23 protein-coding genes and 1 CRISPR repeat array are annotated in these 24,221 nt (G+C 35.7%); of the genes, 1 reads left to right on the top strand and 22 read right to left on the bottom strand.

What is annotated here, in order from left to right; translation table 11 throughout:
- Positions 1-191 precede the first annotated feature (191 nt).
- The 17 genes from I586_RS08690 to I586_RS08610 all read right to left on the bottom strand — a co-directional run bounded on the left by I586_RS08690 (position 192) and on the right by I586_RS08610 (position 16,972).
- The gene (locus tag I586_RS08690; RefSeq protein WP_010765516.1) at positions 192-1,112 is read right to left on the bottom strand and encodes a F0F1 ATP synthase subunit gamma; all 921 of its coding nucleotides are present in this window, start codon (positions 1,110-1,112) and stop codon (positions 192-194) included.
- Between the two features lie 15 nt (positions 1,113-1,127).
- Complete coding sequence (gene atpA, locus I586_RS08685) at positions 1,128-2,684, bottom strand: F0F1 ATP synthase subunit alpha (protein WP_010765517.1); 1,557 nt, start codon at positions 2,682-2,684, stop codon at positions 1,128-1,130.
- A gap of 28 nt (positions 2,685-2,712) precedes the next feature.
- Entirely contained in the window at positions 2,713-3,255 is a 543-nt protein-coding gene (atpH, locus tag I586_RS08680) for an ATP synthase F1 subunit delta (RefSeq protein ID WP_010765518.1), read from the bottom strand.
- Positions 3,242-3,769: a F0F1 ATP synthase subunit B gene (gene atpF / locus I586_RS08675; RefSeq protein WP_010765519.1), complete on the bottom strand. Its 528-nt coding sequence runs from the start codon at positions 3,767-3,769 to the stop codon at positions 3,242-3,244. Before atpF ends, atpH begins: the two co-directional genes overlap by 14 nt.
- Positions 3,770-3,989: 220 nt before the next feature.
- The gene (gene atpE, locus I586_RS08670) at positions 3,990-4,202 is read right to left on the bottom strand and encodes a F0F1 ATP synthase subunit C (RefSeq protein ID WP_010763289.1); all 213 of its coding nucleotides are present in this window, start codon (positions 4,200-4,202) and stop codon (positions 3,990-3,992) included.
- 41 nt (positions 4,203-4,243) lie between these two features.
- Positions 4,244-4,960, bottom strand: coding sequence for a F0F1 ATP synthase subunit A (atpB, locus tag I586_RS08665; protein WP_010765520.1), 717 nt, complete (start codon positions 4,958-4,960; stop codon positions 4,244-4,246).
- A 339-nt stretch (positions 4,961-5,299) separates the two neighbouring features.
- Positions 5,300-5,764, bottom strand: coding sequence for an SsrA-binding protein SmpB (gene smpB / locus I586_RS08660; protein ID WP_010765521.1), 465 nt, complete (start codon positions 5,762-5,764; stop codon positions 5,300-5,302).
- A gap of 17 nt (positions 5,765-5,781) precedes the next feature.
- Positions 5,782-8,130 (bottom strand): ribonuclease R, encoded by a 2,349-nt coding sequence (rnr, locus tag I586_RS08655; RefSeq protein ID WP_010765522.1) that lies wholly within the window; start codon positions 8,128-8,130, stop codon positions 5,782-5,784.
- Positions 8,127-8,903, bottom strand: coding sequence for an alpha/beta hydrolase (locus I586_RS08650; RefSeq protein ID WP_174270381.1), 777 nt, complete (start codon positions 8,901-8,903; stop codon positions 8,127-8,129). Before I586_RS08650 ends, rnr begins: the two co-directional genes overlap by 4 nt.
- 134 nt (positions 8,904-9,037) lie before the next feature.
- Positions 9,038-9,274, bottom strand: a complete 237-nt coding sequence (secG, locus tag I586_RS08645; RefSeq protein WP_010765524.1) for a preprotein translocase subunit SecG — start codon at positions 9,272-9,274, stop codon at positions 9,038-9,040.
- A gap of 142 nt (positions 9,275-9,416) precedes the next feature.
- Positions 9,417-9,692 (bottom strand): GNAT family N-acetyltransferase, encoded by a 276-nt coding sequence (locus I586_RS08640; protein WP_010765525.1) that lies wholly within the window; start codon positions 9,690-9,692, stop codon positions 9,417-9,419.
- A gap of 2 nt (positions 9,693-9,694) precedes the next feature.
- Entirely contained in the window at positions 9,695-9,967 is a 273-nt protein-coding gene (locus tag I586_RS08635; protein ID WP_010765526.1) for a (4Fe-4S)-binding protein, read from the bottom strand.
- Positions 9,968-10,200: 233 nt separating this feature from the next.
- Entirely contained in the window at positions 10,201-12,669 is a 2,469-nt protein-coding gene (locus I586_RS08630; protein WP_010765527.1) for a cation-translocating P-type ATPase, read from the bottom strand.
- A gap of 299 nt (positions 12,670-12,968) precedes the next feature.
- Positions 12,969-13,342: a CRISPR direct-repeat array (repeat unit 34 nt; unit sequence ATTTCAATCCACTCACTCCATAACAGAGTGAGAC).
- Positions 13,343-13,537: 195 nt separating this feature from the next.
- On the bottom strand, positions 13,538-14,362 hold the full coding sequence (nadE, locus tag I586_RS08625; protein ID WP_174270385.1) for an ammonia-dependent NAD(+) synthetase: 825 nt from the start codon (positions 14,360-14,362) through the stop codon (positions 13,538-13,540).
- 136 nt (positions 14,363-14,498) lie between these two features.
- The gene (locus tag I586_RS08620; protein WP_010765529.1) at positions 14,499-15,971 is read right to left on the bottom strand and encodes a nicotinate phosphoribosyltransferase; all 1,473 of its coding nucleotides are present in this window, start codon (positions 15,969-15,971) and stop codon (positions 14,499-14,501) included.
- 84 nt (positions 15,972-16,055) lie between these two features.
- Positions 16,056-16,463, bottom strand: a complete 408-nt coding sequence (locus I586_RS08615; RefSeq protein WP_010765530.1) for a GtrA family protein — start codon at positions 16,461-16,463, stop codon at positions 16,056-16,058.
- A 152-nt stretch (positions 16,464-16,615) separates the two neighbouring features.
- On the bottom strand, positions 16,616-16,972 hold the full coding sequence (locus I586_RS08610) for a DUF1827 family protein (RefSeq protein ID WP_010765531.1): 357 nt from the start codon (positions 16,970-16,972) through the stop codon (positions 16,616-16,618).
- A 184-nt stretch (positions 16,973-17,156) separates the two neighbouring features.
- On the opposite strand from I586_RS08610, the gene I586_RS08605 reads away from it, so the two are divergent.
- Positions 17,157-17,915, top strand: coding sequence for a MerR family transcriptional regulator (locus I586_RS08605; protein ID WP_010765532.1), 759 nt, complete (start codon positions 17,157-17,159; stop codon positions 17,913-17,915).
- 137 nt (positions 17,916-18,052) lie between these two features.
- Here I586_RS08605 and I586_RS08600 read toward each other — a convergent pair whose 3' ends face one another.
- From I586_RS08600 to I586_RS08580, 5 genes are all read right to left on the bottom strand, one after another.
- On the bottom strand, positions 18,053-19,252 hold the full coding sequence (locus I586_RS08600; protein ID WP_010765533.1) for a hypothetical protein: 1,200 nt from the start codon (positions 19,250-19,252) through the stop codon (positions 18,053-18,055).
- An 85-nt stretch (positions 19,253-19,337) separates the two neighbouring features.
- The gene (locus tag I586_RS08595) at positions 19,338-20,189 is read right to left on the bottom strand and encodes an HAD-IIB family hydrolase (protein WP_010765534.1); all 852 of its coding nucleotides are present in this window, start codon (positions 20,187-20,189) and stop codon (positions 19,338-19,340) included.
- 235 nt (positions 20,190-20,424) lie between these two features.
- Positions 20,425-21,495 (bottom strand): acyltransferase, encoded by a 1,071-nt coding sequence (locus I586_RS08590; protein WP_010765535.1) that lies wholly within the window; start codon positions 21,493-21,495, stop codon positions 20,425-20,427.
- A complete protein-coding gene (locus I586_RS08585; RefSeq protein ID WP_010765536.1) occupies positions 21,495-22,517 on the bottom strand; it encodes a glycosyltransferase family 2 protein in 1,023 nt (340 codons plus the stop codon). Before I586_RS08585 ends, I586_RS08590 begins: the two co-directional genes overlap by 1 nt.
- Positions 22,518-22,540: 23 nt before the next feature.
- Positions 22,541-24,220, bottom strand: a complete 1,680-nt coding sequence (locus I586_RS08580; RefSeq protein ID WP_010765537.1) for a hypothetical protein — start codon at positions 24,218-24,220, stop codon at positions 22,541-22,543.
- Between the last annotated feature and the right edge of the window lies 1 nt (position 24,221).

Here is a 24,221-nt window from a genome sequence, read left to right as displayed (position 1 = left end):
GCACAATCTGACTTTCCACATTTTGGCTATTCAGACTTTTGTGAAACTGCAGAACTCTTGGCATTTTTATACCGTTAAAGAGGTCATAAAAATATCGAAGGCTCGACAGTTTTATCCCCTAACGAGGTTATGATAAAAACCTGTCTTTTGTATTAAGAAGTTTGAGCCAATAAGGCTCAAATTCTAATTATTTACTCTAATGCTGCAGCACCTGCAACGATTTCGGTGATTTCTTGTGTAATCGCGCCTTGACGAGCTCGATTGTATGAAATCGTCAAATCACTAATAATATTTTGTGCATTATCAGTGGCTGTTTTCATCGCAGTCATTCCAGCAGCATGTTCAGCTGTTTTGGCATCAATAATAGCCCCATAGATCAAGCTTTCAGCATATTGAGGTAATAAATTATCTAAAATTGCTTCTTCCGAAGGTTCTAAAATATATTCTTGCTCATATGTTGTCGCTTCATCTGGATCTAGGTCTGAAATTGGCAGCATTTTTTCAACACGAAATTGACTTGTTAGTGAATTGATATGGTGATTGTAACAAACATACAATTCATCAAACACTTCATTCTCATACATTGTAGTCGCTGTTGAAACAATTTTTCTAACTTCATCAAAACTAGGTTGATCTGTTAGGCCACGAAGTTCATAGGCTACATTTATTCCACGCGCTTTAAAGAAATCCGCTCCCGTTCCACCAATGGCGATCAGGACAAATTCATCTTGCGAGTCATGATCATCTGTCATCATTTTCATCGTCTGTTTTAAAATAGAACTATTATATCCGCCGACCAATCCTTTATCAGACGTGATCACGATATAACCTGTTTTTTTCACTGGACGTGATGTCAACATCATATGATAGTTGCCTGATTCAGATGCATCTTCATTATCATATGAATCTAATTCTTCTAGATCACTTAATTGCGCTGCCACAAGATGTGTAACGATAGAACGGATTTTTGACGCATATTCTTGAAAACTTCTAGAAGCCGCTTCTGATTTTGTCAGTTTGGCACCAGAAACCATCTGCATAGCATTGGTGATTTGACTGGTTTTTTTTGTTGAAGCAATGCGTTGTTTTATTTCATTTAATGAAGCACCCAATTCTTGTCACCTCTCTTACGCATTTTGAATTGAATCAAGTGTATCTTTAGCGGTAGAACCTTCTGAGTTGGTAGCTCCAAAAATTTCTTTAAATTCATTGATTGCCGCGTCAAGATCCTCTGATTTTGGTAAATCTTTCGTTGTACGGATCGTTTCAAATAATTCAGGATGTTTACCATCTAAAAAGTCAAATAACTCTGATTCAAAATCTAGAATTTTCGCCACACTGATACTGTCTAAGAAGCCATGTGTCAATGCATATAAAATCACAACTTGTTTTTCTACTGCTAATGGTGAATGTAATTTTTGTTTTAAAATTTCAACGGTACGACGACCACGATTTAATTTAGCTTGTGTTGCCGCATCTAAGTCAGAACCAAATTGAGTAAAGGCTTCTAATTCACGATAACTAGCTAAATCTAAACGAAGTGTACCTGCAACTTTTTTCATTGCTTTGATTTGAGCTGAACCACCAACACGTGATACTGAAAGACCTGCATCAACGGCTGGGCGAGTACCTGCATAGAACAAATCACTTTCTAAGAAAATTTGTCCATCTGTGATTGAAATAACGTTTGTTGGAATATAAGCAGAAATATCTCCAGCTTGTGTTTCAACAAATGGTAGGGCCGTCATTGATCCTCCACCTAATTCATCACTTAATTTTGCTGCACGTTCTAATAAACGAGAATGTAGATAGAACACATCACCAGGATAAGCTTCCCGACCTGGAGGACGGCGTAATAGTAATGAAAGTTCACGATAAGCAACTGCTTGTTTTGATAAGTCATCAAAGATGATCAAAACGTGTTTGCCGTTATACATGAATTCTTCACCCATCGCAGCTCCTGCATAAGGGGCAATGTAAAGTAATGGCGCTGGTTGAGACGCTCCAGCATTTACAATAATTGTATAATCAAGGGCACCATATGCTCTTAGCGTTTCAACTTGGTTACGAACCGTTGATTCTTTTTGACCAATCGCAACATAGATACAAATCACATCTTGACCTTTTTGGTTGATGATTGTGTCAATTGCAATTGATGTTTTACCTGTTTTACGGTCACCGATTACTAACTCACGTTGTCCACGACCAATTGGCACAAGTGCGTCGATTGCTTTTAGACCTGTTTGCATAGGTTGGTCAACTGATTTTCTTTGCATAACGCCTGGTGCTGCTGCTTCAACGGGACGTGTTTTGTCTGTTTTGATTTCACCTAATCCATCGATTGGTTGGCCTAATGGATTAACGACACGCCCGATCATTGCTTCACCAACTGGAACTTCCATGATTTTACCAGTCCGTTTTACTTTGTCGCCTTCTCGAATGGTTTCAAAATCACCTAAGATGATGATACCGACATCATTTGTTTCTAAGTTTTGTGCCATTCCATATGAACCATTAGAAAATTCAAGTAGTTCTCCACTCATCGCGTTTTCTAATCCATGGGCACGAGCAATTCCATCCCCAACATATGTGACAGTCCCAATTTCTTCGACTGCTAATTCTTGTTGATAATTTTTGATTTGTTCCTTAATCAAGGCACTGATTTCTTCTGCTTTGATAGCCATTCAATTCACCTCTTTATTGTGCTGAACGTTATTTTAATAACAATTCTTGGATTCGTTCTAACTGTTTGTGGATACTACCGTCGATTACTTTGTAATTGGCTTCAATGATTACGCCGCCAACAATTTCAGGATCGATCAAATTAATTAGATTTGCTTGTTCATAGCCTAAAAGTTTTGCAGCTTTTTCTTCCATTAATTGATGTTGCTCTTTCGTTAATGGAACGGCAGTCAACGCTGTTCCTAAAAGTAAACTTTTGTGTTCATCGTAACGTCGTTCGTATTCGTCGATCATCAATAATAGATCATTCATACGTGAGTAGTTATACACCACATATAAGAAATTTTCTGTTGTCCCTGTAAAACCACTAACTAACTGTTTCATGATTTCATCTTTTTCATAAGGTTCAAGACGGACATCACTTAAAATATCGCCTAAATCTGGAACTTCTTGGTAGATTTCTCTAAGTTTTAATAAGTCTTGATAGATGCTATCAGCTTCTTGCTTTTCAATCGCCAACTCAAACAAAGCTTTGCCATAGCGTTTACCTACTGTATACTTATCTAACTTCATTTGACTTACCTAAGCCTTCAATATAAGAATTGATCAATGAATCATGTGCATCCGGCGTCAATTCCTTATTTAAAATTTTCTCCGCAATTTGTAGAGACAAACTTGCTACTTCATCTTTAACAGATGCCAACGCTTCTTCATGTTCCTGAGAGATGTCTTGACGTGCTTTTTCTCGTAAACGGGACACTTCATCATTGGTTTCTGATAAGATTTTTTGGCGGTTTTGGTCTCCACTCTCTTTCGCATTTTTGATAATGTCTGCTGCTTCTGATTTAGAAGAAAGCAATTTTTGTTGGCGTTCTTCTTGCAACTTAGCAGCTGCGATTCGAGATTGTTCTGCAGAATCTAAATCGTTGGCAATTTTATCTTCACGTTTTTTTAACATATCAGTGATTGCTTCCCAAGCGAATTTCTTGATTAGAAGCATCAAAATTAGAAAAGCGCCACTTACAACAATCATTGTCCCGATTGTTGTACTAGGTCCTGCTTCACCGATTACTAAATAATCTAGCATGAAGTTTCAACTTCCTTTCTCTGCAATTCTCTGTGTTGATTATGGTTCCATTACTTTTTTTGAATAAGCTTGGTGGTTCTTTTAATAGGTTACTTCGCTCTCTTTGTTCGCCAAGTACTGCTCATCATCAGCTCTGCCGGAGGCAGTCGCTGTGATTCGCAGCAAAGAAAGCAGTAACGCGTGGCGTTTTAAAAACTCAGCGTCCTGCCTTCTAAAGGGATTATTTAAGCACTAATAACAATGCAATAACTACACCTAGAATAGGAACCGCTTCGATCAAGGCTACCCCGATAAACATTGTTGTTCTAAGTTGTCCAGCCATTTCTGGTTGGCGTGTCATTGATTCGATTGTTTTTGAAATAACTTTTCCGTTACCGTATGCTGCTCCGATTGCTGCTCCGAAAACTGCGATTGCTGCTGCGATATAATTCATTATTGTTTTCCTCCTAAGAAATAGTTGTTTGTATATATTGTTTATTCTTCGACTTCAACTTTATGAGCCATGTAAACCATTGATAATGTTACAAAAATAAATGCTTGAATTGCACCGATAAACAATGAAAAGGCTAGCCAAATCATTTCTAGCGGTATTGCGAGTGGAATCGTCCAAAGTCCTACACTTGATACAAGTCCTGCAATCAGTCCAAGTAAAACTTCACCGGCAAAAATATTTCCGTATAAACGTAGTGCCAATGTAAGCAAGTTCGTAAATTCTTCCATCAACTTAATCGGCATTAGGAAAGATACTGGACTTAAAAAGCTGTTTTTGAAATATCCTTTTAAGCCAAAACGACTAACACTGAAGAAATGTGTTAAAGCAATCATGATCAATGCTAATGTCAAGGTAACCATTGGATCGGCTGTTGGGCTCTTCCAATACGTATAATCCCCGATTGCCACTTTTGTTACTAAACCAATAATATTAGCAACTAAAACGAACATAAACATCGTGAATGCTAGTAGGTGAAAATTTGTTACTTCTTTACTTGGCATATTGTCGGTAATGATACTCCGAACAAAATCAATGAGATACTCAATGACATTTTGTTTGCCTTTTGGTTTCATTTGAATATTCCTTGTGCAGAAATATACTATCCCAAAGACAATGACACATGTTAACAGAACCATTAAACAAATCGTTCCATCAAACCAAATTGGCCCAATATTGAAGAGCAGTGTCTTCTCTTCCAAATTAATTCACCTCTTTTCCAACAAACTTGCAAGAAGCTTAAAAAGGCTTCTATTTCTTAACCACACGTATCATACCACCAACGATGAATAATTTCAAAAGAATTTCATGAAAATTGGACACTTCTTTTAATCTGACAAAATAGTAAAAGAAAGGGGTCCAGTTAGTATTTGGTAGTACGAAGATTGGTTACTGAAAAAACGATGAAAACTCATCAGTTTCCTTACACTCTACCAAATTTTTCACATAAGATAAAGCAAAGAAAACAAATATGCGAAAAAGAATAAATTCAAGAATAAAATGAGGTTATTTCATTCAAAAATTACATAATTTTTACTAAATCAACGCAAATTATTTTTTAGTGTTCGACTAATTTCTCGATTGATTTCTTTGCGTTTAAGATCTTCCCGTTTATCGTATTGTTTTTTCCCTTTGGCAAGCCCTATCAAGACTTTGGCATATCCATTGCGAATATATACTTTTAACGGGACGATTGTGATTCCAGTATTTTTAGTTTCAGCGATTAGTTTTGCAATTTGTTTTTTATGAAGTAATAATTTTCTTGTTCTTAAAGGATCATGATTAAAGATATTTCCCTGCTCATAAGGACTGATATGCACATTGAGCAGGTAGGCTTCTCCATTTCTAATTCTAGCAAAACCATCTTTTAAATTGATTCGTCCATTACGAATCGATTTGATTTCCGTTCCTTGTAACACAATTCCTGCTTCCATCGTATCAACAACAGTATAGTCATGCCTTGCTTTACGATTTTGGGCAATCAGCTTACCTTCCCCTTTTGGCATACCCATTCCTCCGTTTTCTATTTTTTCTTTTGTTTCTTAGGTTTTTTCTTCTTGGCTACTTCTTTATAGAATGGCTTTTTGCCTTTTTTCTTATTTTTCTTTTGTGAGAATGGCTTTTTATCCATCTCTTTTCGATCCGAACCACGTTTTCGACGGCTATCCTGACGTTTCTTTTGTTTGGGTGCTTCGATCCTTTCAACTTCTTCTGCTTCAAGGAATTCAAAATCAATTTCTCTCGTTTCCGGATCTGCCTTTTCTACTTTGACTTTGATTTTTTGTCCAATTTTCAGTGTCATACCTGTTCGCTCGCCAACTAGTGCCATATGATTTTCAATAAAATGGAAATAATCTTGCTTCAAATTATTGACATGGATCAAGCCTTCGATAGTATTCGGTAATTCTACGAAAAGGCCAAAACGAGTGACGGAACTAATAATACCATCGTATTCTTCACCAATTTTGTCAGCCATAAACTCAGCTTTTTTCATTGAGTCAACTTCTCGTTCAGTTTCAACTGCTCGGCGTTCCATTCTTGAACTATGATCCGCGATATCTGGTAAGTCCTGTTCCCACTTTTCTTTCAGCTTTTCTGAAATGTTTCCTGCATAGCTACGAATCAATCGGTGTACGATCAAATCAGGATAACGACGGATCGGCGAAGTAAAGTGTGTATAGTATTCTGCTGCTAAACCATAGTGTCCATAGTTGTCTTCAGAATAACGTGCTTGTTGCATACTACGTAGTAACATCGTGTTGATTACAGCTTCTTCTGGTTTATCTGCTACTTGTTCCAGAACTCTTTGCAAGTCTTTTGGTGTAATATCCGCTTTTGTGCCTTTGACTAAAATACCTAAGACAGCTGCAAAGTCAAAGAAACGTTGCATTTTTTCCTCTTTTGGTTGTTCGTGAATTCGATAGATAAATGGCAATTTCAAGTCATTGAAATGTTTTGCAACTGTTTCGTTGGCGGCTAACATAAACGATTCAATCAATCGTTCACCCACACCACGAGTTCGAAGTAAAATGTCGTGAGGATGGCCTTCAGGATCTACCAGAACTTTCGCTTCGCGATCTTCAAAAGAGATGGCCCCACGTTTTTCTCGCATTTGTTCAAGAATGTGATGAAGTTCTCCCATTTCTTTAAACATCGTTATTAATTTTTTGTAGCGTTTCATCGTTTCTGGTTTTTGTTCCTCTAACATTTCATTAACTGCTGTGTAGGTCATACGTTCAGTAGTTTGAATCACACTTTGAAAAATATCATGTTTCACAATATGTCCTTCAGGTGTGATTTCCATCTCACAGCTCATTGTAAGTCTAGGCACGTTAGGGTTCAACGAGCATATTCCATTCGACAATCGTTGAGGAATCATTGGTACCACTCGATCTGTTAAATAGACACTTGTGCCACGTTCATAGGCTTCTTGGTCTAACTCACTACCTTCAGTGACGTAATAAGAAACATCTGCAATATGCACCCCTAAAAAATAGTTGCCATTCTCTAACTTGCGTACAGTTACAGCATCATCCAAATCTTTAGCATCTTCTCCATCGATCGTTACGATCAATTGATCACGTAAATCTCTACGTCCTTCAATATCTGCTTCAGTGATGGTATCTGGTACTTGATCCGCTTCAACGATTACCTCATCTGGAAAACTAGTTGGAATACCATGTGCCACAACGATAGATAAGATATCCATGCCAGGATCATTTTTATGCCCAACAACTTTTTTCACGATTCCTTCTAAACTTTTTGGGTATTCTTTTTCTGGATAATGGGTTACTTCTACGATTACAATACTGCCATCTACGGGTTTGATTCCTTGCGCTGCAATATTGAACGTTAGACCAGTCATCTTTTTATCTTTTGGAACTGCGTAACCATATAGGTCTGTTTCACTCACTTCTTTTTCATCATAGGCAATAAATTCACCAACCACTTGAGTGATTGCACGGGTTTTGATCTCTACTATTTTACCTTCAGCACCACGATCTGAAAAAGCATCTGCTGGCTGAACAATCTCGATCAATACGGTGTCTCCATCCATTGCGAAATTAACCGCTTCTTTTGGGATATAGACATCTGCCTCTTCAGGGTCGATCGTCACAAAGCCAAAGCCTCGCTCATTTGCACGAAACGTTCCTTCTATATCCCCCATTTTTTGTGGCAAACGAATCTTGCCTTTTTTAGTGAATTCTACTAATTTTTCGCGTTCCATTGTTGCAATGGTTTGAACAAGCAGTTTAAAATCTGAACTTTTTTGTAGTTGCAAGCCTTCCGCGATTTCTTCCATAGAAAAACTTTTCTTTGTATGATTTTCTATGAAAAATAGGATTTTCTCCTTAATTGTTTGTTTTGTCATTCTTTCTCCTCATTCCAAGACAGTGTATTTAAAAAAGCTAATACATCTTGTTCTAATTGTTTGTGATCTGGTCCAATCGTCAACACATGGCCGCTATTTGGATACCAGTTTAATGTAAATCGTGTTTGGGTCAATGCTTGAGCAGTCTGATAAATCCCCATCGGATCGATCATGGCATCTTGTCCAGCTTGTGCCATAAAAACTGGCATCTTGATTTGTCCAAGGGCATTCGCCGTTTGCTCTGAAAAAGCTTCAATATCCTTTAATTGATCATAGGATGCTTCTTTGATTTTTTTCAAGCGTTCTCCTCGTTCTTCGGCAGAAACCCCAGCAGTTTTCAAGACTTTTTCAGCGTACAAAAGGAAATTTTCTGGAACCTTATTTTTTACTGGAAAAATGGGAGAGCAAAAGAAGCCGCCACCGATCACGCCTTCTAATTGGCTTGTTAGAGCACGCATTGTAAAAATACCACCCATTGAAAGTCCAAAAATAGCTATTTCTTGATAGCCTTGTTCTTTTAAAAACTGAACGGCATCAAGTGTATCTTGCCACCAATCATTTGTTGTTTTTTCTAAAATATCTTCTGGCGAAACTGTTGCATGTCCCGAAAAATTTGGGGAATATACGGTATAATTTTCTTTCTCTAAATAACGGCTCAACATCCGTACATCGTTACTACTTCCTGAATAAGCGTGCAACAGTAACACTGCACGAGAACCATTCTGCGTAAATAATGGTTTAGGTAGACTTATTGTTTTCACTATCTGATTCACCTCATTCTCATTTTAGCACATTATTCGTTGAAAACCTTGTGAAAAGAAAGTTCTTCCACGAAGTTTTCAGCGCTTGGATTCAATTTTTTTGGGAAAGAAAAAAGTCCCTCAGTAGATGAGGGACTTCAAAGGTCTTACTTTGATGATAATAATACTAAAATAAATAATAGTAACATCCAAACAGCACCAATAATTGCTGTTGCGCGTTGCATAACAGCTTCGAATCCGCGTGCTTTTTGTTTACCGAAAAGTTTATCTGCGCCACCTGTAAATGCACTTGCTGCACTGTTTTGTTTACTTGGTTGCATCATTACGGCAATAACCATCACTACTGAAAGGATGATTACAAGTGTTAAAATAAAATTATACATAGTCTAATTCTCCCTTATTCACAAAATACATCTATTATACTTTATCATATTTTTTGTACAAATACTAGCTGTATTTACATAAGCTTGACTGAATAGATCTAAAATTGGGTTTCATGGATCTAAATGCGTGTAAATTCCTAGACTATTTTCTTAGAACATCCCCATATTCAGGCTTTCTATCAAATTCTTTCTTGGCAAATGGACATAAAGGAATAATTTTTTTCTCTTCGCGACGGGCTTTTTCTACCCCATTCATCACTAGTTTTTCAGCTAGTTTTTGTCCTCTATAGGCTGGGTCTACAAAGGTATGATCGATTATCATCATTTTATCTCCAGCATTGGACCAAGTCATTTCACCAATTTCTTGATTTTCATCATTTAACAATACAAAACGATCTTTCTCTTCTTTAATTTCCATCACTATTTTCCATCCTTTCGAATGTATTTTAAAGCACCGCTTGGACAAGAATCGATCACTCGTATATCCTCTTCCACAGAACCGTTATCAGCAATGATCCACGGGCGTCTACCTACTTCAAAAACATCAGCGTTCCCACGAACACAATTGCCAATATGTGCACAAATGTCCTTACTGTAATAAATATCTAAATTTTCTCCAGAATATTTACGATATCCTTGTTCTAATAACATCGATTCATTCACAGGTTTCTCATTAATTTTACTTCCATCCATTAAACTCTCCTCCTCAACTATTTTTATTACGTTCGTTTTTTATATATTGATTTTAACAATTTACATTGATCTTTGCAACTATCCGTTTTTCTCTAGAGGTTAATTATGGTCTCTTTCTTAATCATTTTTTGCTTTTAAAAATGAAGATGATTGTCATTCTTTGTTGCTTTTTTCTACTACAAAAAAGAACCAGCACCAAAACGATACGTTTTGACACAGGTTCTTTCCAAGAGTTAAATCACTCTTTTTTTCTTTTTGATCTGTCTATTTTCTTTTCTCTTTTCAACTTCATAGATTGCTCTTGTCATGAATAAAGAGATATAGTTGAAAATCGATCTGCTGCCAAGAATAAGTGGCAAGTAGAATAGCACATTCCGTGTAAATAGTGATGTCAACATAAAGAAATCACCGAAAAATAGGAAACAAATCAGAAAGGTCACAAGTAACAAACCAAACATGATTTTCTTTTTCAAATCCAGTGGACGTGCAGCTCTTAACAACACCTGAAATCCTACACAACCTGTTAATAGAACACACATTGTAGAGACATCTTGGTGAGATAAATCAAACCAAATACCAGCAAGTTGTAAGACTAAAATATTGAACACAACTGTCAATGCTCCTGGAACTGAAATGCGTAGTATATTCGTTAAAAAATGTCCTTTTATCCGTTGATAATTTGGTTCTAAAGCTAAAATAAATGATGGAATTCCCACAGTCAAAGTATTGATTGGCGTTAATTGTAATGGTGCAAATGGGTAGGGTAAAAATAAAAAGATAAACGTCACTGCAAGAATCGCTGAATAAATTGTTTTTACCATATACATTGATGCAACGCGCTCTATATTATTGATTACTCTACGACCTTCATTCAATACTTGAATCATCGAACTAAAATCAGAATTTAATAAAACGACATCGGACACTGCACGAGCAGCATCACTTCCACTAGCCATCGCTACACTGACATCTGCTTCTCTTAATGATAAAATATCGTTGACGCCATCACCTGTCATACACGTTGTATGACCATTTTGTTTCAACGCTTGAATTAATTCTCGTTTTTGATACGGTGTCACTCGACCAAAAACGGTCGTATTCTCCACCAATTCGTTGAAATTTTCTGAACTTGAAATAGTACTCATATCTACAAAGTTCTCTGCTCCAGCTATTCCCGCCTGCTTTGCTATTTGAGATACTGTGATTGGATTATCACCTGAAATAACTTTTAAGGTTACATCTTGCTTTGAAAAATATGAGAATGTATCCACTGCATTTTCACGAATCGTATCCGCAATGATAAAAATAGCGACGGTTTCTTTCTGTTGAGGCAATACTGGACTTGTTAGTTCATCCATAAAATGAACCAAAATCAACACTCGGTCTCCCTGTTCGTTATATGGCGCTAATTTTTCACGCAAGTCTTTTGGCACTTCAGAATAGATAAATTCTGGTGCCCCCATAACAAAAGATCCTTTTTCTTCAAATGTCACACCACTCCATTTACGGTCAGAAGAAAATGGGACCACTTCTTTGACTTTCCAGGCAGTTTGGGTGAGTGGAAATCTAGAACGTAAAACTTTAGCTGTTGCATTTTGATCGGATAAACCGGCCATCATTTCACTCATCGCACGTTCAATTTCACTTGCTGGAAAACCAGCTTGCGGAATCAATTCTTTGAAAGTTAAACTACCGTCAGTAATCGTTCCTGTCTTATCTAAACAAATAGTATCCACACGAGCAAGCGTTTCAATGCAGGATAAGCGCTGAATCAGCGTTTGCTTTCTAGCTAAATTTGCTGCACCTACAGCGAAAGCTACACTAGTTAGTAACATCAATCCTTCTGGAATCATGCTGATCAATGCACCTGACACACCTAGCACTGTTTTAGGAAATGATTGTGTCGACTGATATTGTGACCAAAACAACAGTAATCCAATAGGAACAATTGCAAATGTTAGACCTTTGATCAAAAGATTTAAAGAGTTCATAAGCTCTGAAGTCGATGGTTTCTCTGTTTTTGCTTCTTTTGAAAGCTTGGAAACAAAGTTATCTTCACCAACTGCAGTAATTTCAACAAAACCTAATCCTGAAGTTATAAAACTTCCGCTCATGATTTTGTCACCATCTTGCTTTGTGATTTTATCTGATTCTCCTGTTAATAAAGATTCATCAACTTCCATTCCTTCACCATGAAGCACAATACCATCTGACGGAACTTGGTTGCCTAATGTTAAGACTAATACATCACCCAAAACAATTTCATCTTGAACTATTTTTGTCAATTGACCTTCCCTTAGTGCGATTACTTCTGTTTTATTTACAATAGAGAGTTTATCAATGGTTTTTTTGGCATGAATTTCTTGGATTACACCAATTGCTGTATTAATAATAATGATCCAGAAAAATAATGCATTTTTGGGGTAACCTACGGCAAAGACTGCCACAGCTAAAAATAAGTTGATAAAGTTGAATAACGTCAATGCGTTATCCATGATGATCTGTTTGGTTGTTCTAGATAGATCCTCAACTTCTTTGTTGTATTTTCCTTCAGCATACCGTTGTTGCACTTCTCTATCAGATAAACCTTTGATATTATTCGGAATTCGAATGTCACTATTCATTATTTCTTGACCCTTTTTTTCTGATGAAAGAAATTCTTCTTTATCGATATCTCTTTTCTTCCTAAACACTTTTTTCACGATTTCATTCACCTTCTTAATTACTATAGTTAGATTAATTGTAGAGTAATTTATCAATCATTTCAGATAACTAGTTCAATTTTACACTTTTTTTAACCATTTGAACAAAATGAAGGTGTTTTATCAAAATAGTCGCTGTAAAAAAAGAAAGACTAAGTATTTAGTCTTTCTTTTTATCTCATGATATTCGCTTGAATCGTAAAATATAGTTCGGTTTAATAGTGGATGGGCTTATCATTGCATAAGGACTTGTGTGTACTTCGAGTAGTCTCACTTCATGTTAGAGTGAGACATACATGATTTCAATCCACTCACTCCATAACAGAGTGAGACATTAGTAAGTGGCCGTGAATTACATGGGTATTTAATTTCAATCCACTCACTCCATAACAGAGTGAGACACCCATTCACAGATTTTCAGACTTAATACAAGTTTTATTTCAATCCACTCACTCCATAACAGAGTGAGACGTTTTCTCTCCTTAAAAGGGTAGGTCATCATCAATTTCAATCCACTCACTCCATAACAGAGTGAGACATCCGGAATTAGCTTTGGAGTTGACGAACCTTAATTTCAATCCACTCACTCCATAACAGAGTGAGACTCTAAGCCAAAAAACGTTTGACCAAACCAACTAGATTTCAATCCACTCACTCCATAACAGAGTGAGACCGTGAAAAAGTCGATAGTATCTCTTATAATCGATTCCAACAACTAATTTTCCACGTAAATCTACATAACATTAAAAAAAAATGAGAAAAAACAACGAAATCAGCTCATTTTTCTTTCGATTATTGGTGCGGATCCTCTAGTAATTTTATGGGCACTTGAGGTTCGCACTAACAATATCTTTTAGATCTTTATCCCTTATTTCCAAAAATCATCAAAAATTGAAATTGGCATATGTCGTTTATGTTGTGTTTTTTGATACCAACCTTCAATTGTGTTTTTTGCTTTCTCTGATACCTTTTTTCCCTCTAAGTAATCATCGATATCATCATACGTTACACCTAAAGCTACTTCGTCCGCTACCAAAGGCTTATCATCTTCTAAATCTGCCGTTGGGACTTTCATATATAACTCTGATGGTGCACCCAATTCCTTTAATAATGCTTTTCCTTGACGTTTGTTCAAACGGAATAAAGGTAAAATATCTGCTCCACCGTCACCATATTTTGTATAAAAACCAGTAATATTTTCAGCTGCATGATCTGTTCCAATGACAGCTCCAGCTTTTTCTCCAGCAATTGCATATTGAACAATCATTCTTTGGCGTGCTTTCATATTTCCTTTATTAAAATCACTAATTGAAATACCTGATTCATCAAGAGATAAAACACCAGCGTCAATTGCAGGTTTGATATTCACCCGCAATGAAACATCTGGTTGGATAAAATCCAATGCTTTTTTTGCATCCGCCTCGTCTGCTTGCTCACCATACGGCAGTCGAACAGCAACAAATTGATAGTGTTCATCTTTTGTTTCCGCGCGCATTTCTTCCATTGTCAATTGAGCTAGACGACCTGCTAATGTCGAATCTTGTCCTCCACTTATTCCTAAGACAAAGGTTTTTAAAAAAGGATACTTATATAAGTAGCTCTTCATAAACTCGATACTTTTGCGGATTTCTTCTTGTGGATCAATCTGAGATTTTACACCTAATTCTTCAATAATTGCTTTTTGTAGTGACACCATAGAACATTCCTCCTATTTTAAAAGTGAAACGGACTCATCCAGCCTTGAAAGGGCAATACGAAAAATCGAAGGTGGCATTCTTTGCCACGATTCTTGTTTCCCTTTTCTAAAAATCAATATCGCTCGTTGTTCTTTATTTGCTTTCAGTCAATGCTTTTACATCTACACGTACTTTTTCAAGCAAACGCATTTTATGATTCCAACATTCTGTAGATAGATCTACAGGATACTTTTGCGGATTTAAATCCCGTTTATACTCTTCCCATAAGGAATCAAGGTTATCTTTTGCATAACTTTTGATTTCTTCTAAAGTTGGCATATCATACACGCGTTTTCCATCAACAAATATTTCTTGTAAAACAGCTCTTGCTTCAAAATCTCGAACGGTTTTGTTAATGAATGTATGCACAGGATGGAACATATAGATTTCTTCTTGCTCACGAGGATCTTCATCCCACAATGTCACATAGTCTCCTTCAGATTTTTGATCTGATTTACGGGTAATGCGCCAAACTTGTTTTTTTCCAGGGGTGGTTACTTTTTCTGCGTTACTAGAAAGTTTGATTGTATCTTTCATCCGACCCTCTTTGTCTTCAATTGAAACTAGTTTGAATACTGCACCTAAAGCTGGTTGGTCATACGCTGTGATCAATTTTGTTCCAACGCCCCAAACATCGATTTTTGCTTTTTGCATTTTTAAACTTAAAATAGTACTTTCATCCAAATCATTCGATGCATATATTTTAGCCTCTGTATAACCAGCTTCATCCAATTGTTCACGCACTCTTTTAGAAATATAAGCCATATCGCCACTGTCCAAGCGAACACCAAGGAAGTTGATTTTATCGCCCATTTCTTTGGCTACTTGGATCGCACTTGGTACACCTGACTTCAATGTATCATACGTATCGACTAAAAAGACACAATCTTTATGTGTTTGTGCGTAAGCTGAAAACGCATCATAATCATTTCCGTAAGACTGTACCAACGAGTGTGCATGCGTACCACTGACAGGTATCCCGAAAATTTTCCCTGCACGAACATTACTTGTCGCATCAGCACCTCCAATAAACGCCGCCCGCGTGCCCCAAACAGCCGCATCTAATTCTTGTGCACGACGCGTTCCAAATTCCATCAACGGATCATCACCAATGACTGACTTGATTCTTGCTGCTTTTGTTGCAATCAGTGTTTGGAAGTTAACCATATTCAATAAGGCTGTTTCTATCAATTGACATTGAGCTAACGGTCCTTCTACTTGGATCAATGGTTCATTATTGAACACCAAATCACCTTCAAGTGCCGAACGAACCGTACATTTGAATTCAAATTCTTTTAAATAGGTTAAAAAATCTTCTGGATACTCTTCTACTTCTCTAAGATACGCAATATCGTTTTCTGTAAAGGTTAGATTCTCTAAATAATCAACTAATCGCTCTAAACCAGCAAAAATAGCATAACCATGATTAAAAGGCATTTCTCGAAAATAACATTCAAAGACAGAATGTAAATCTGCTCTACCTAATTTCCAATACGTTTGCATCATGTTGATTTGATATAGATCTGTATGTAATGTTAAGCTATCATCATCGTAAACTTTTTTCATTTGACTGTGCCATCCTTTATTTTTTCTAGAATTTTACTATCTATTATAGCAAAAAACTGTTTTTTTAACTATGAACTGATTCTATTATGCTTTTTTCTTAAAGATAAAAAATTTACTGAAAAAGTAATTCAATACAACAACCGCGACTTGCGTAACCATTTTTGCCCAGAAATCAGATATCTGCATCACTTCTATCATTAATACCATCAAAGCCATATCTACGACAAATGACAAAATTCGATACCAGTAAAATAAAAGCATTTCTTTGATAAAAGAACCGAAATCCTCATGATTACTAGCAAAAACAAAATACTTATTTGTAAAAAATGCAAAGAGGACAGATAAAAACCAACCGATTGCATTACTTACCTTATAATCAATCCCTAAAATATCTTTACAGACGAAGAAAATAACGATATTAACGATTGTTGTTGCGACACCAAAGACTAAATATGAAATGACTTCTTTATATTTATGAAACAATTCTTTCACTATTCACGCTTCCTTTCATTCCTCTTTTCATTCTATCAAAGTTAGAATAGAAATCATACTGATTTTCTCGTTTCTTCTAATGATTTTTGGCTCTTCTTTTAAAAAAACTCTTGAGGAAACCAACTATGCGGTTTGCTCAAGAGTTTCGTTTTTTATGATGGTTCTACCTCTTTTTGGATCACGATGATATCTTTTCTGGGCGCACTAAAAGAATAGCCTTTTTGCTGCATTTCGTTTTTTATCCCAATATGAACAGTGACCTCATCTCGCGTGGCATTTAACAATTTTTTGATTACAAAATCGATTTCCCTTTTATTGATTTTCTTTTTGGTATTGATCATAATGATATCGATTTTATCAAATGCATCAGCGTAGACAATTTGAGTACGGTCTAATGCATATAATTTAAAGAATTTGATTGCTTTTGTCCCAAAAACAAACTTAGTAATATTAGGATAAAAGTATTCTAAATCCAAGTTTTTTTTGATTGGTGTTTCAATTAGTTTCATTAGCTCAGCTCCTTTACTTATTTTACTTGTCCTGATAGCTCTACCTAAAAATTTTACTCTTTCATTGACCCTTTGTAAATCAAAAAAAGGAGTTTCTAAAATAAAAATTGTGTTATTCTATATAAAAGACTTGACCTTCACGTTAAGTAAAGGTTTATGCTAGTTTCATACAGGAGGGAAATAGATGGCCTATACAATCAAAAAAATTGCTGAATTATCAGGAATCAGTACTCGCACTTTACGTTATTATGATGAGATCGATCTATTGAAACCAGCGCGTATCAACTCTTCTGGTTATCGTATTTATGAAACAAAAGAAATCGACAGACTGCAGCAGATTCTCTTTTACCGTTCTTTGGATATGAAACTAGAGGACATTCAACTATTATTAGACACACCAAATTATGATGCCCAATCTGCGTTACAAGATCACTATCAGCAATTGCTGAAAAAACGTCAGCAAATCGATCATCTTATCCTCACTGTAGAAAAAACAATCCGGTATCAAAAAGGAGAAATAACCATGACTGAACAAGAAAAATTTATAGGATTCAAACAAGATATGTTAAAAGAAAATGAACAAAAATTTGGAAATGAAATACGTGAAAAATATGGAGAAGAACGAGTGGGTGCATCTAATAAAAACTGGTTGAATTTAAGTGAAGAAGAATTTAAACATATGGAAATGGCTGAAAAAGAATTGATTGATTCCTTAAAAATCGTTCTAAAAACACAAGACTATAAGTCCCAAGAAGCCAAGACTGTTTTCTTAAAACATCAGGAGTGGTTACAGTATACTACGCCAAACTACTCAATTGAATTGCACAAAGGTCTTGGACAAATGTATGTGGGCGATGAACGATTTGCTGCATACTATAATGAACGCGCTGGAGAATCCGCTGCCCAAACCTTAAATCAAATTATTCAACTATTTGCGAACTAAAGCTATTCAATTTTTTATAGTAAAAAAGCCTAGGACAAAACTAAACATCCGTTTTGTCCTAGGCTCTCTATTTGAAACGACACGCTAAATGGAACAGTTTCACCAATAAATACTTTGGTTCTGTCCTATTTTCAACGTCAGATTACTGACTGTTTTGTATCCAACACGACTGATTGCAATATTTCATTCACTTGTTGCTCTAAATCAAACTCAGCCTGTTTAGTTGGCCCTTCAAGCTCACATATGATCCAACCATAATTTTTATCTGTTTCGAAAAAATAGGTCGTATAATTACTTGTTTCAAGTTGATCCACTTGATTCGTTTTTGTTGTAATGACATACTCATTCTTGAATAGATCAGGATGTATTTTTTCCTTTCGATACCCCTTCTCACCATCTTCTAAAACTTGGTCCATAAATTCAGATAAACTAGCAGCATTGGTCGATTTACTCATAAAAATCGACACATAAAATGTATCACAAGCAAAGGCTTTGCTCGAGTTTCCCTCTATATCATCTACAGAAATCAACTCCCCCTTTTCTTCACTGTAGTACTTTGGCACTTGTATTGTAATCGTTTCGTTTTCATTTGTAACGGCTAATTCTTTTATACTTACTTGCATTTTTTGATCGATAGTATCCTTATACTCATTTTCGACTTGCCCTTCAAAAATGGCTTTAGTCTCATTATTTAAATATTTTTTTGCGCCAAGGTAGATAACAGCCCCAACAACTGTAAGAAACAAAATCAGTATCAGCACTGATTTAAGTCTTCTTTTATTACGTTTGGCAATAAAATCAGTATTTTTTAATAGCTCTTTTTTATAGTTAGATGAATATTTTATTTGTGTAATATCGTAATAAAAAAATTGCAGTGGTTCTTCTAACATCTTTTTATTTACATCGTCTGAAGAACCAACTAAAAGAGTATATTGTCTGATTTTTGATGGAAAGTTTCTCGTATTTTTCTTTTTTAACTTTACAAATAATTCTTGCTCACCTATAAAATAATAGGCCTGATCGTCTTCCTGAACGTCAAGAGACTTAATCTCCTGAAATTCATTAGGTAACTGCTTCTTGATTTGTTGAAAATACACATCAAACGCTTCCCCACGGATATAACGCAGCAAATAAATAACTGAACCAACTTCAATTAAAAATAATAACACCAACAACCATCTTAAAAATGATTCCGACAAACCGATCCCACTGACAGTCAGCATCATTCCTGCAAGTAGTAGAATTAAATACTTTTGATAATATTTTAAATACAACTGCCTGATCCCTGGTTGATAATAGTCTAAATCATGTTTGATATTCTCTTTTGTTTCGTTCATTGTCACTCTCCCAAATCAAAACTTTGTCACTTCGTAATAGTATATTTCTTCTACACTACAAACTTCCTTCATTAAATAAACTCGTTTATTTGATGATTTCTTCAAAAATAAACTTTCCAACACCGCCATCTAAACAATCACCAATAATTCGTTGGCACTTCTCTTTTACACTCTCTTTTGCATTTCCCACAGCGACTGGAATATCGACAACTTCTAACATCGGCAAATCATTTTCTCCATCACCAATTCCATAACTGCGGGCATCTGGAAAGTCTTTCATAAACTCGTTGATAGCATTTCCTTTACTGCTTTTTGAATTGACGATTTCTAAGCATTGCGTAAAAGAAGAAAAAACATCTACAGATTCACTAGCCAATAATTCACGTAGTAATACATGTTCCTCATCACTCGCTTCCATCAACTCGATTTTCATCACTTTCAGCTCTGGATGTTCAACCAAATAATGATAAGGATCTTCAACATGCTGGCATTGTTCTTTAAAGAATGATTCTTTAAAGTCCATGATTTGTTGCCCTGCTTTTCCCATAGGTTCAAGTTTCTGTCTTAATGCTAAGATATTGCTTTCATAGTGATCTACTGATTTTAAGATGATCCCTTTATTTGTATGAATATGATAGAAAATATTTCGTGCTTCTAAAATAGCAATCGCCTTTTCAGATTCTTCTATAGAAAGACAATGATTATATTGAACAGGCTGTCCTACAAGCTTATATCCGCCACCATTGCTGAAAATGACATCACATTCACTATCTAATTCATTCATTAATTCATTCAACTGCTCGTACCCACGTCCACTAATAAAAACAAAATGATCCCCTTGTTTTTGTAAGGCAGTTATTGCATCGTAGTTGACTTGTGGCACTTCACCTGCAAGATCTTGGAACGTTCCATCTATATCACAAAAAACAATATTCATTGGTTAAACTCCTTTTTTAGTTCTATATGTTTTTTTCCATTGAATGATTCACTACTCTTTTATTCATACGCTATTATTGTTGATCAAACAAAGATAAATTTTGGTTTTGAAAAATTCAATTCGTAACTTTGAGTATAGCATAACAGACTTCTTCTTGTTACAAATCATTATAATTTTTAAAGAATTTTTCAAAAAAAGCTGAGACACAACGCTTCACGTTATATCTCAACTTCTCTTAGTAAGGAATCCACTGATGAACCTTTTCTCCAATTTTTTTCGTTATGCTTTTGATTTGCATTACTTGAAATAGCATTGTTCGGATGAAGTCAATCAAAAGACAGATTGCATAAATCAAGAACGCCCATAGTAAAACTAAAATCACTGCTCTTCCAATCGGTTCATTCGTCAAAAAGATAAAACGATCTTTTAGGATAAAATAGAAAATAATCGGATGAGTATGGATAAGATACACTGCAAAAGACAACGGCGCAAGCTTCTCAATCAAAAAGACACCGTATTTATTCTTGATAGGTATTTTTAAGCATAAAAGAAAGAGCAAAACAGAGCTTATTAAAATAAATGGCGATACATATTCAATAAACCAAATGTTTTTTTTTGACGCTTCTAAGCTACCTGTCATTGTTCCAATCAAAATCAGCCCCATCAAAATAGCGTTTATCCCCAAATAATACCGAATCATTTTATTTTTATCGAGTGATTCAATGGCCACATGTAAACGAATAAACGCACCAATAAAATACATGAATATCAACCAAATCATACTGTAGCCTTCCATTAAACTAAATGGATCTGATTGTACAAAAATGGAAGCAAAACCCAACAGGACGATTACAGCTAGGCCATACACCATTTCTTTTTTTGAAAAACTTTTTATTGCCTTATTTAATAACGGCATGAAGACAAAAAGACCTGCATACGCCGAAAAGAACCAATAACTTTTTTTGAATAATGGAAATAACGAATCCGTATACATCGAAATTGGAACAACGTCTCCAAGAATATAGTAAGCAATTAAACTTAATGTAACCGAATAAAAGAATACTTCAAGCCATAACTGAACGAATTTTTCGATCCGCCACTTTCCTTCGATCATAAAGTAACCTGTTATTAACGCAAAACAATTTACCGCAACAAAACAGAGAACTTCTAGTCCCCAAAAAAAATAATAATTGAGGCTTCCACTTTGGACATTCTCTAAAATTCCACCATTTCCTAAAATATGTAAAATCAAAATCATGAACATGGACACCATTCTTAATAATTCGATGCCTAAATGCCTTTTCACTAGTTCCGCTGCTCCTTTCTGATACTTTTTTCTTCTTCCAGCAATGAAATAATCGGATTCTCCTCTACCTTTTCCTTTTTTGATAGAGGTGATTTTGATTCATAATACGTATCAATAAAATACAATGGTCGCTTTTTGGTTTCATTAAATACACGTCCTAAATACTCCCCGATGATACCAAGGGATATCAATTGAAGGCCGCCAAGAAACAAGATACCGATCATCAGTGAAGGATACCCTGAAACATCAGCGCCTAAAAGCAATGTTTGAACTAACACGATCATCATATATAGAAATGCTGCAATTGAAACAATCCCTCCAATAATCGTGGTGATTTTCAAGGGTAACGTTGTATACGAAGTGACCCCATTCATGGCCAAATGAAACAACGAAGAAAAACGCCATTTTGTTGTTCCTCCTGCGCGTTCATCTGCGTTATAGAAAAGTTCTTTTTTCTTAAATCCTATCCAGCTATATAATCCTTTAGTATAGCGTTCTTGTTCTCGTATCGTTTTCAATGCCTCTACCGCTTTGCGATCTAATAAACGAAAATCACCTGCATTTGGATAAATGTTCGTCTTACTTGCTTTTTGTAAAATTCTATAATAAAAAGCAGATGTCCACTTTTTTAAGAAACGCTCTCCTTTTCTTTCCTTTCTGACAGCATACACATCTTCATAGCCTTTTTCCCACCAAACAATCATTTCTTTAATTAGCTCTGGTGGTTGCTGTAAATCTGAATCAATGACTACTGCTGCATCTCCTTGAGCATGGTCAAAACCTGCTAACATCGCAATCTCTTTGCCATAATTCCGTGACAAATCAACAACTGATATTCTGTCATCAAACGCTTTTAATCCCAAGATAATCGGTAAACTTTGATCCGTGCTACCATCGTTTACAAATAGGAAATCAAACCGATAGTCACAGCAACTATCGGCTAATAACGTCAACCGCTCATACATTTTTTCTAATACAGATTCTTCATTTAGAAATGGAATAATTACAGTAATTCGTTTCATTTAGATTTCCTCCTAACGTCTAGCTATTCTTTATAAAAAAGGAAAAAATCAGCATTTTCAAACACTGCAAAATCCTTTAAAAATGTTTTTTTCGATAAATCAGTGCCTTTGTGGTAAAGATAGCCTACACTTGCTTTATCCGTTTCAATCTTCTCGTCCTCTTCTAAAAAAGTGTATTTTCCATAATAGCGATAAGTCATATTACTATTTTTATCATATGGAGCATCTCGACTAGCCTGGTAACTTTCCGGTGAAATCGGGTCAAAGAAACGGATGAATATAAATGTTAAGTCCTGTAACTGTTTCAAACTAGTCCGGTCGATATAGATTCTCTCAAGTTTTTTTTCATTTCCAACAGCCAGTGTTTCTTCAAGTGTGATGGGTGCCATATAGGTACTATCTTGTTGTTCTTCCTTGTACACACTATTGTACGTGTAGACATAAAACACAAATAACACTGAGAAAAACGCAAAAGCAGTCTGAAACACTCGCTTAGTTTCTGTTGACCACAAACTTGAAAGGCCATATCCCATCATAATAATTATAGGGAACATCATCACATTCCAATGATGCACAACAGGAACAATAATCAATATTAATGGTAGACTACATAAAAACCAACCAATCGTTAATTGCGTTAGCGGGCTTTTCTCTTGACGCATCTTGCTCCATCCTAAGCTAGCTAGAAGTAATCCAGCTAAATTATACATAAAGCCAAATCCTTGTATTGAACTAAAAATCAAACCATCTCTACCGCTTAAAAGAAAACCAAGAATCCTTTGAAGATTGCCTAAAAAAGCACCCCAGATATCTTTTTGAAACAAAATAGTTTGCCCTTCACTTTGACTACCAATCATTTTTGCAAATGTTATGCCGAAAATAGTAAGGGTTTCATGACGTACATATTGGACATATGCAAAAATCACAATTGGGATAATTGTAATGAATAAAACACTCATTAAACAAATCACTTGTTTGCTTCTCAGCAAACGATTTTTTAAGAAATATCCTAAAAGAAACAACAAGAACAAGGGTAAAAAATACCATGTTGCCAAATATGCATACGAAGTTAAGCCAATTAGACAAATGGCACTACTGTAAAAAATTGTCTGTCTTTTTCCTCTTTCATTCATCCCAACCAGAATTAGACAAACTGCAATGAGTAGCAAATGAGGGGCTACATTTGCATCAAGTCCAATCCGACTGATCAACAGGTGCCATGGACTGATGATCAACATAAAGAAGATAGATAGCGTTAATTTTTCAGATAAATTGAGCTTCAGCAACATCCATAACACGACAAGAATGGTCACAGAAGATAGAAACAACATCGCTAAACGGGTGCTAACAAGTGACAAGCCTAACACTTTAACGAAAGGTAAGGATAAATAGGTGTAAAAAGCTGATGGGCCTGTTCCATAGCCTATCAGATAAATTGGCCATGAATTCAACGCACTATCTGTCCCATAATTTGCTAATGCCCATGTATCATAGCCTGACATCGCTTCATCAATTTGGAGACCAGGCAGTTGATCGATATTGATATAACGCGTGATGATTCCAACAACAAACAGAAAGAAAAGAAGTTGTAGAAACTCCTTTTGTTTTTTATTCTGTTCACCTTGCTTCCATACTCGACTAAGAAAAGCAGCTCCAACGCCAACAAATCCTAGCATAACTGCATATAGTACAACAACTGCCATT

The sequence above is a fragment of the Enterococcus moraviensis ATCC BAA-383 genome, assembly GCF_000407445.1.
Taxonomy (GTDB): Bacteria; Bacillota; Bacilli; order Lactobacillales; family Enterococcaceae; genus Enterococcus_L; species Enterococcus_L moraviensis.
This window is presented reverse-complemented; position numbering and strand designations above follow the sequence as displayed.

Bases quoted from the DNA above. Each gene is read 5' to 3' on its own strand.
- atpA (WP_010765517.1), bottom strand. From the start codon at position 2,684: ATGGCTATCAAAGCAGAAGAAATCAGTGCCTTGATTAAGGAACAAATC.
- atpH (WP_010765518.1), bottom strand. From the start codon at position 3,255: ATGAAGTTAGATAAGTATACAGTAGGTAAACGCTATGGCAAAGCTTTG.
- atpF (WP_010765519.1), bottom strand. From the start codon at position 3,769: ATGCTAGATTATTTAGTAATCGGTGAAGCAGGACCTAGTACAACAATC.
- atpE (WP_010763289.1), bottom strand. From the start codon at position 4,202: ATGAATTATATCGCAGCAGCAATCGCAGTTTTCGGAGCAGCAATCGGA.
- smpB (WP_010765521.1), bottom strand. From the start codon at position 5,764: ATGCCAAAAGGGGAAGGTAAGCTGATTGCCCAAAATCGTAAAGCAAGG.
- rnr (WP_010765522.1), bottom strand. From the start codon at position 8,130: ATGACAAAACAAACAATTAAGGAGAAAATCCTATTTTTCATAGAAAAT.
- secG (WP_010765524.1), bottom strand. From the start codon at position 9,274: ATGTATAATTTTATTTTAACACTTGTAATCATCCTTTCAGTAGTGATG.
- I586_RS08640 (WP_010765525.1), bottom strand. From the start codon at position 9,692: ATGGAAATTAAAGAAGAGAAAGATCGTTTTGTATTGTTAAATGATGAA.
- I586_RS08635 (WP_010765526.1), bottom strand. From the start codon at position 9,967: ATGGATGGAAGTAAAATTAATGAGAAACCTGTGAATGAATCGATGTTA.
- I586_RS08620 (WP_010765529.1), bottom strand. From the start codon at position 15,971: ATGAAAAAAGTTTACGATGATGATAGCTTAACATTACATACAGATCTA.
- I586_RS08610 (WP_010765531.1), bottom strand. From the start codon at position 16,972: ATGAAACTAATTGAAACACCAATCAAAAAAAACTTGGATTTAGAATAC.
- I586_RS08605 (WP_010765532.1), top strand. From the start codon at position 17,157: ATGGCCTATACAATCAAAAAAATTGCTGAATTATCAGGAATCAGTACT.
- I586_RS08600 (WP_010765533.1), bottom strand. From the start codon at position 19,252: ATGAACGAAACAAAAGAGAATATCAAACATGATTTAGACTATTATCAA.
- I586_RS08595 (WP_010765534.1), bottom strand. From the start codon at position 20,189: ATGAATATTGTTTTTTGTGATATAGATGGAACGTTCCAAGATCTTGCA.
- I586_RS08585 (WP_010765536.1), bottom strand. From the start codon at position 22,517: ATGAAACGAATTACTGTAATTATTCCATTTCTAAATGAAGAATCTGTA.
- I586_RS08580 (WP_010765537.1), bottom strand. From the start codon at position 24,220: ATGGCAGTTGTTGTACTATATGCAGTTATGCTAGGATTTGTTGGCGTT.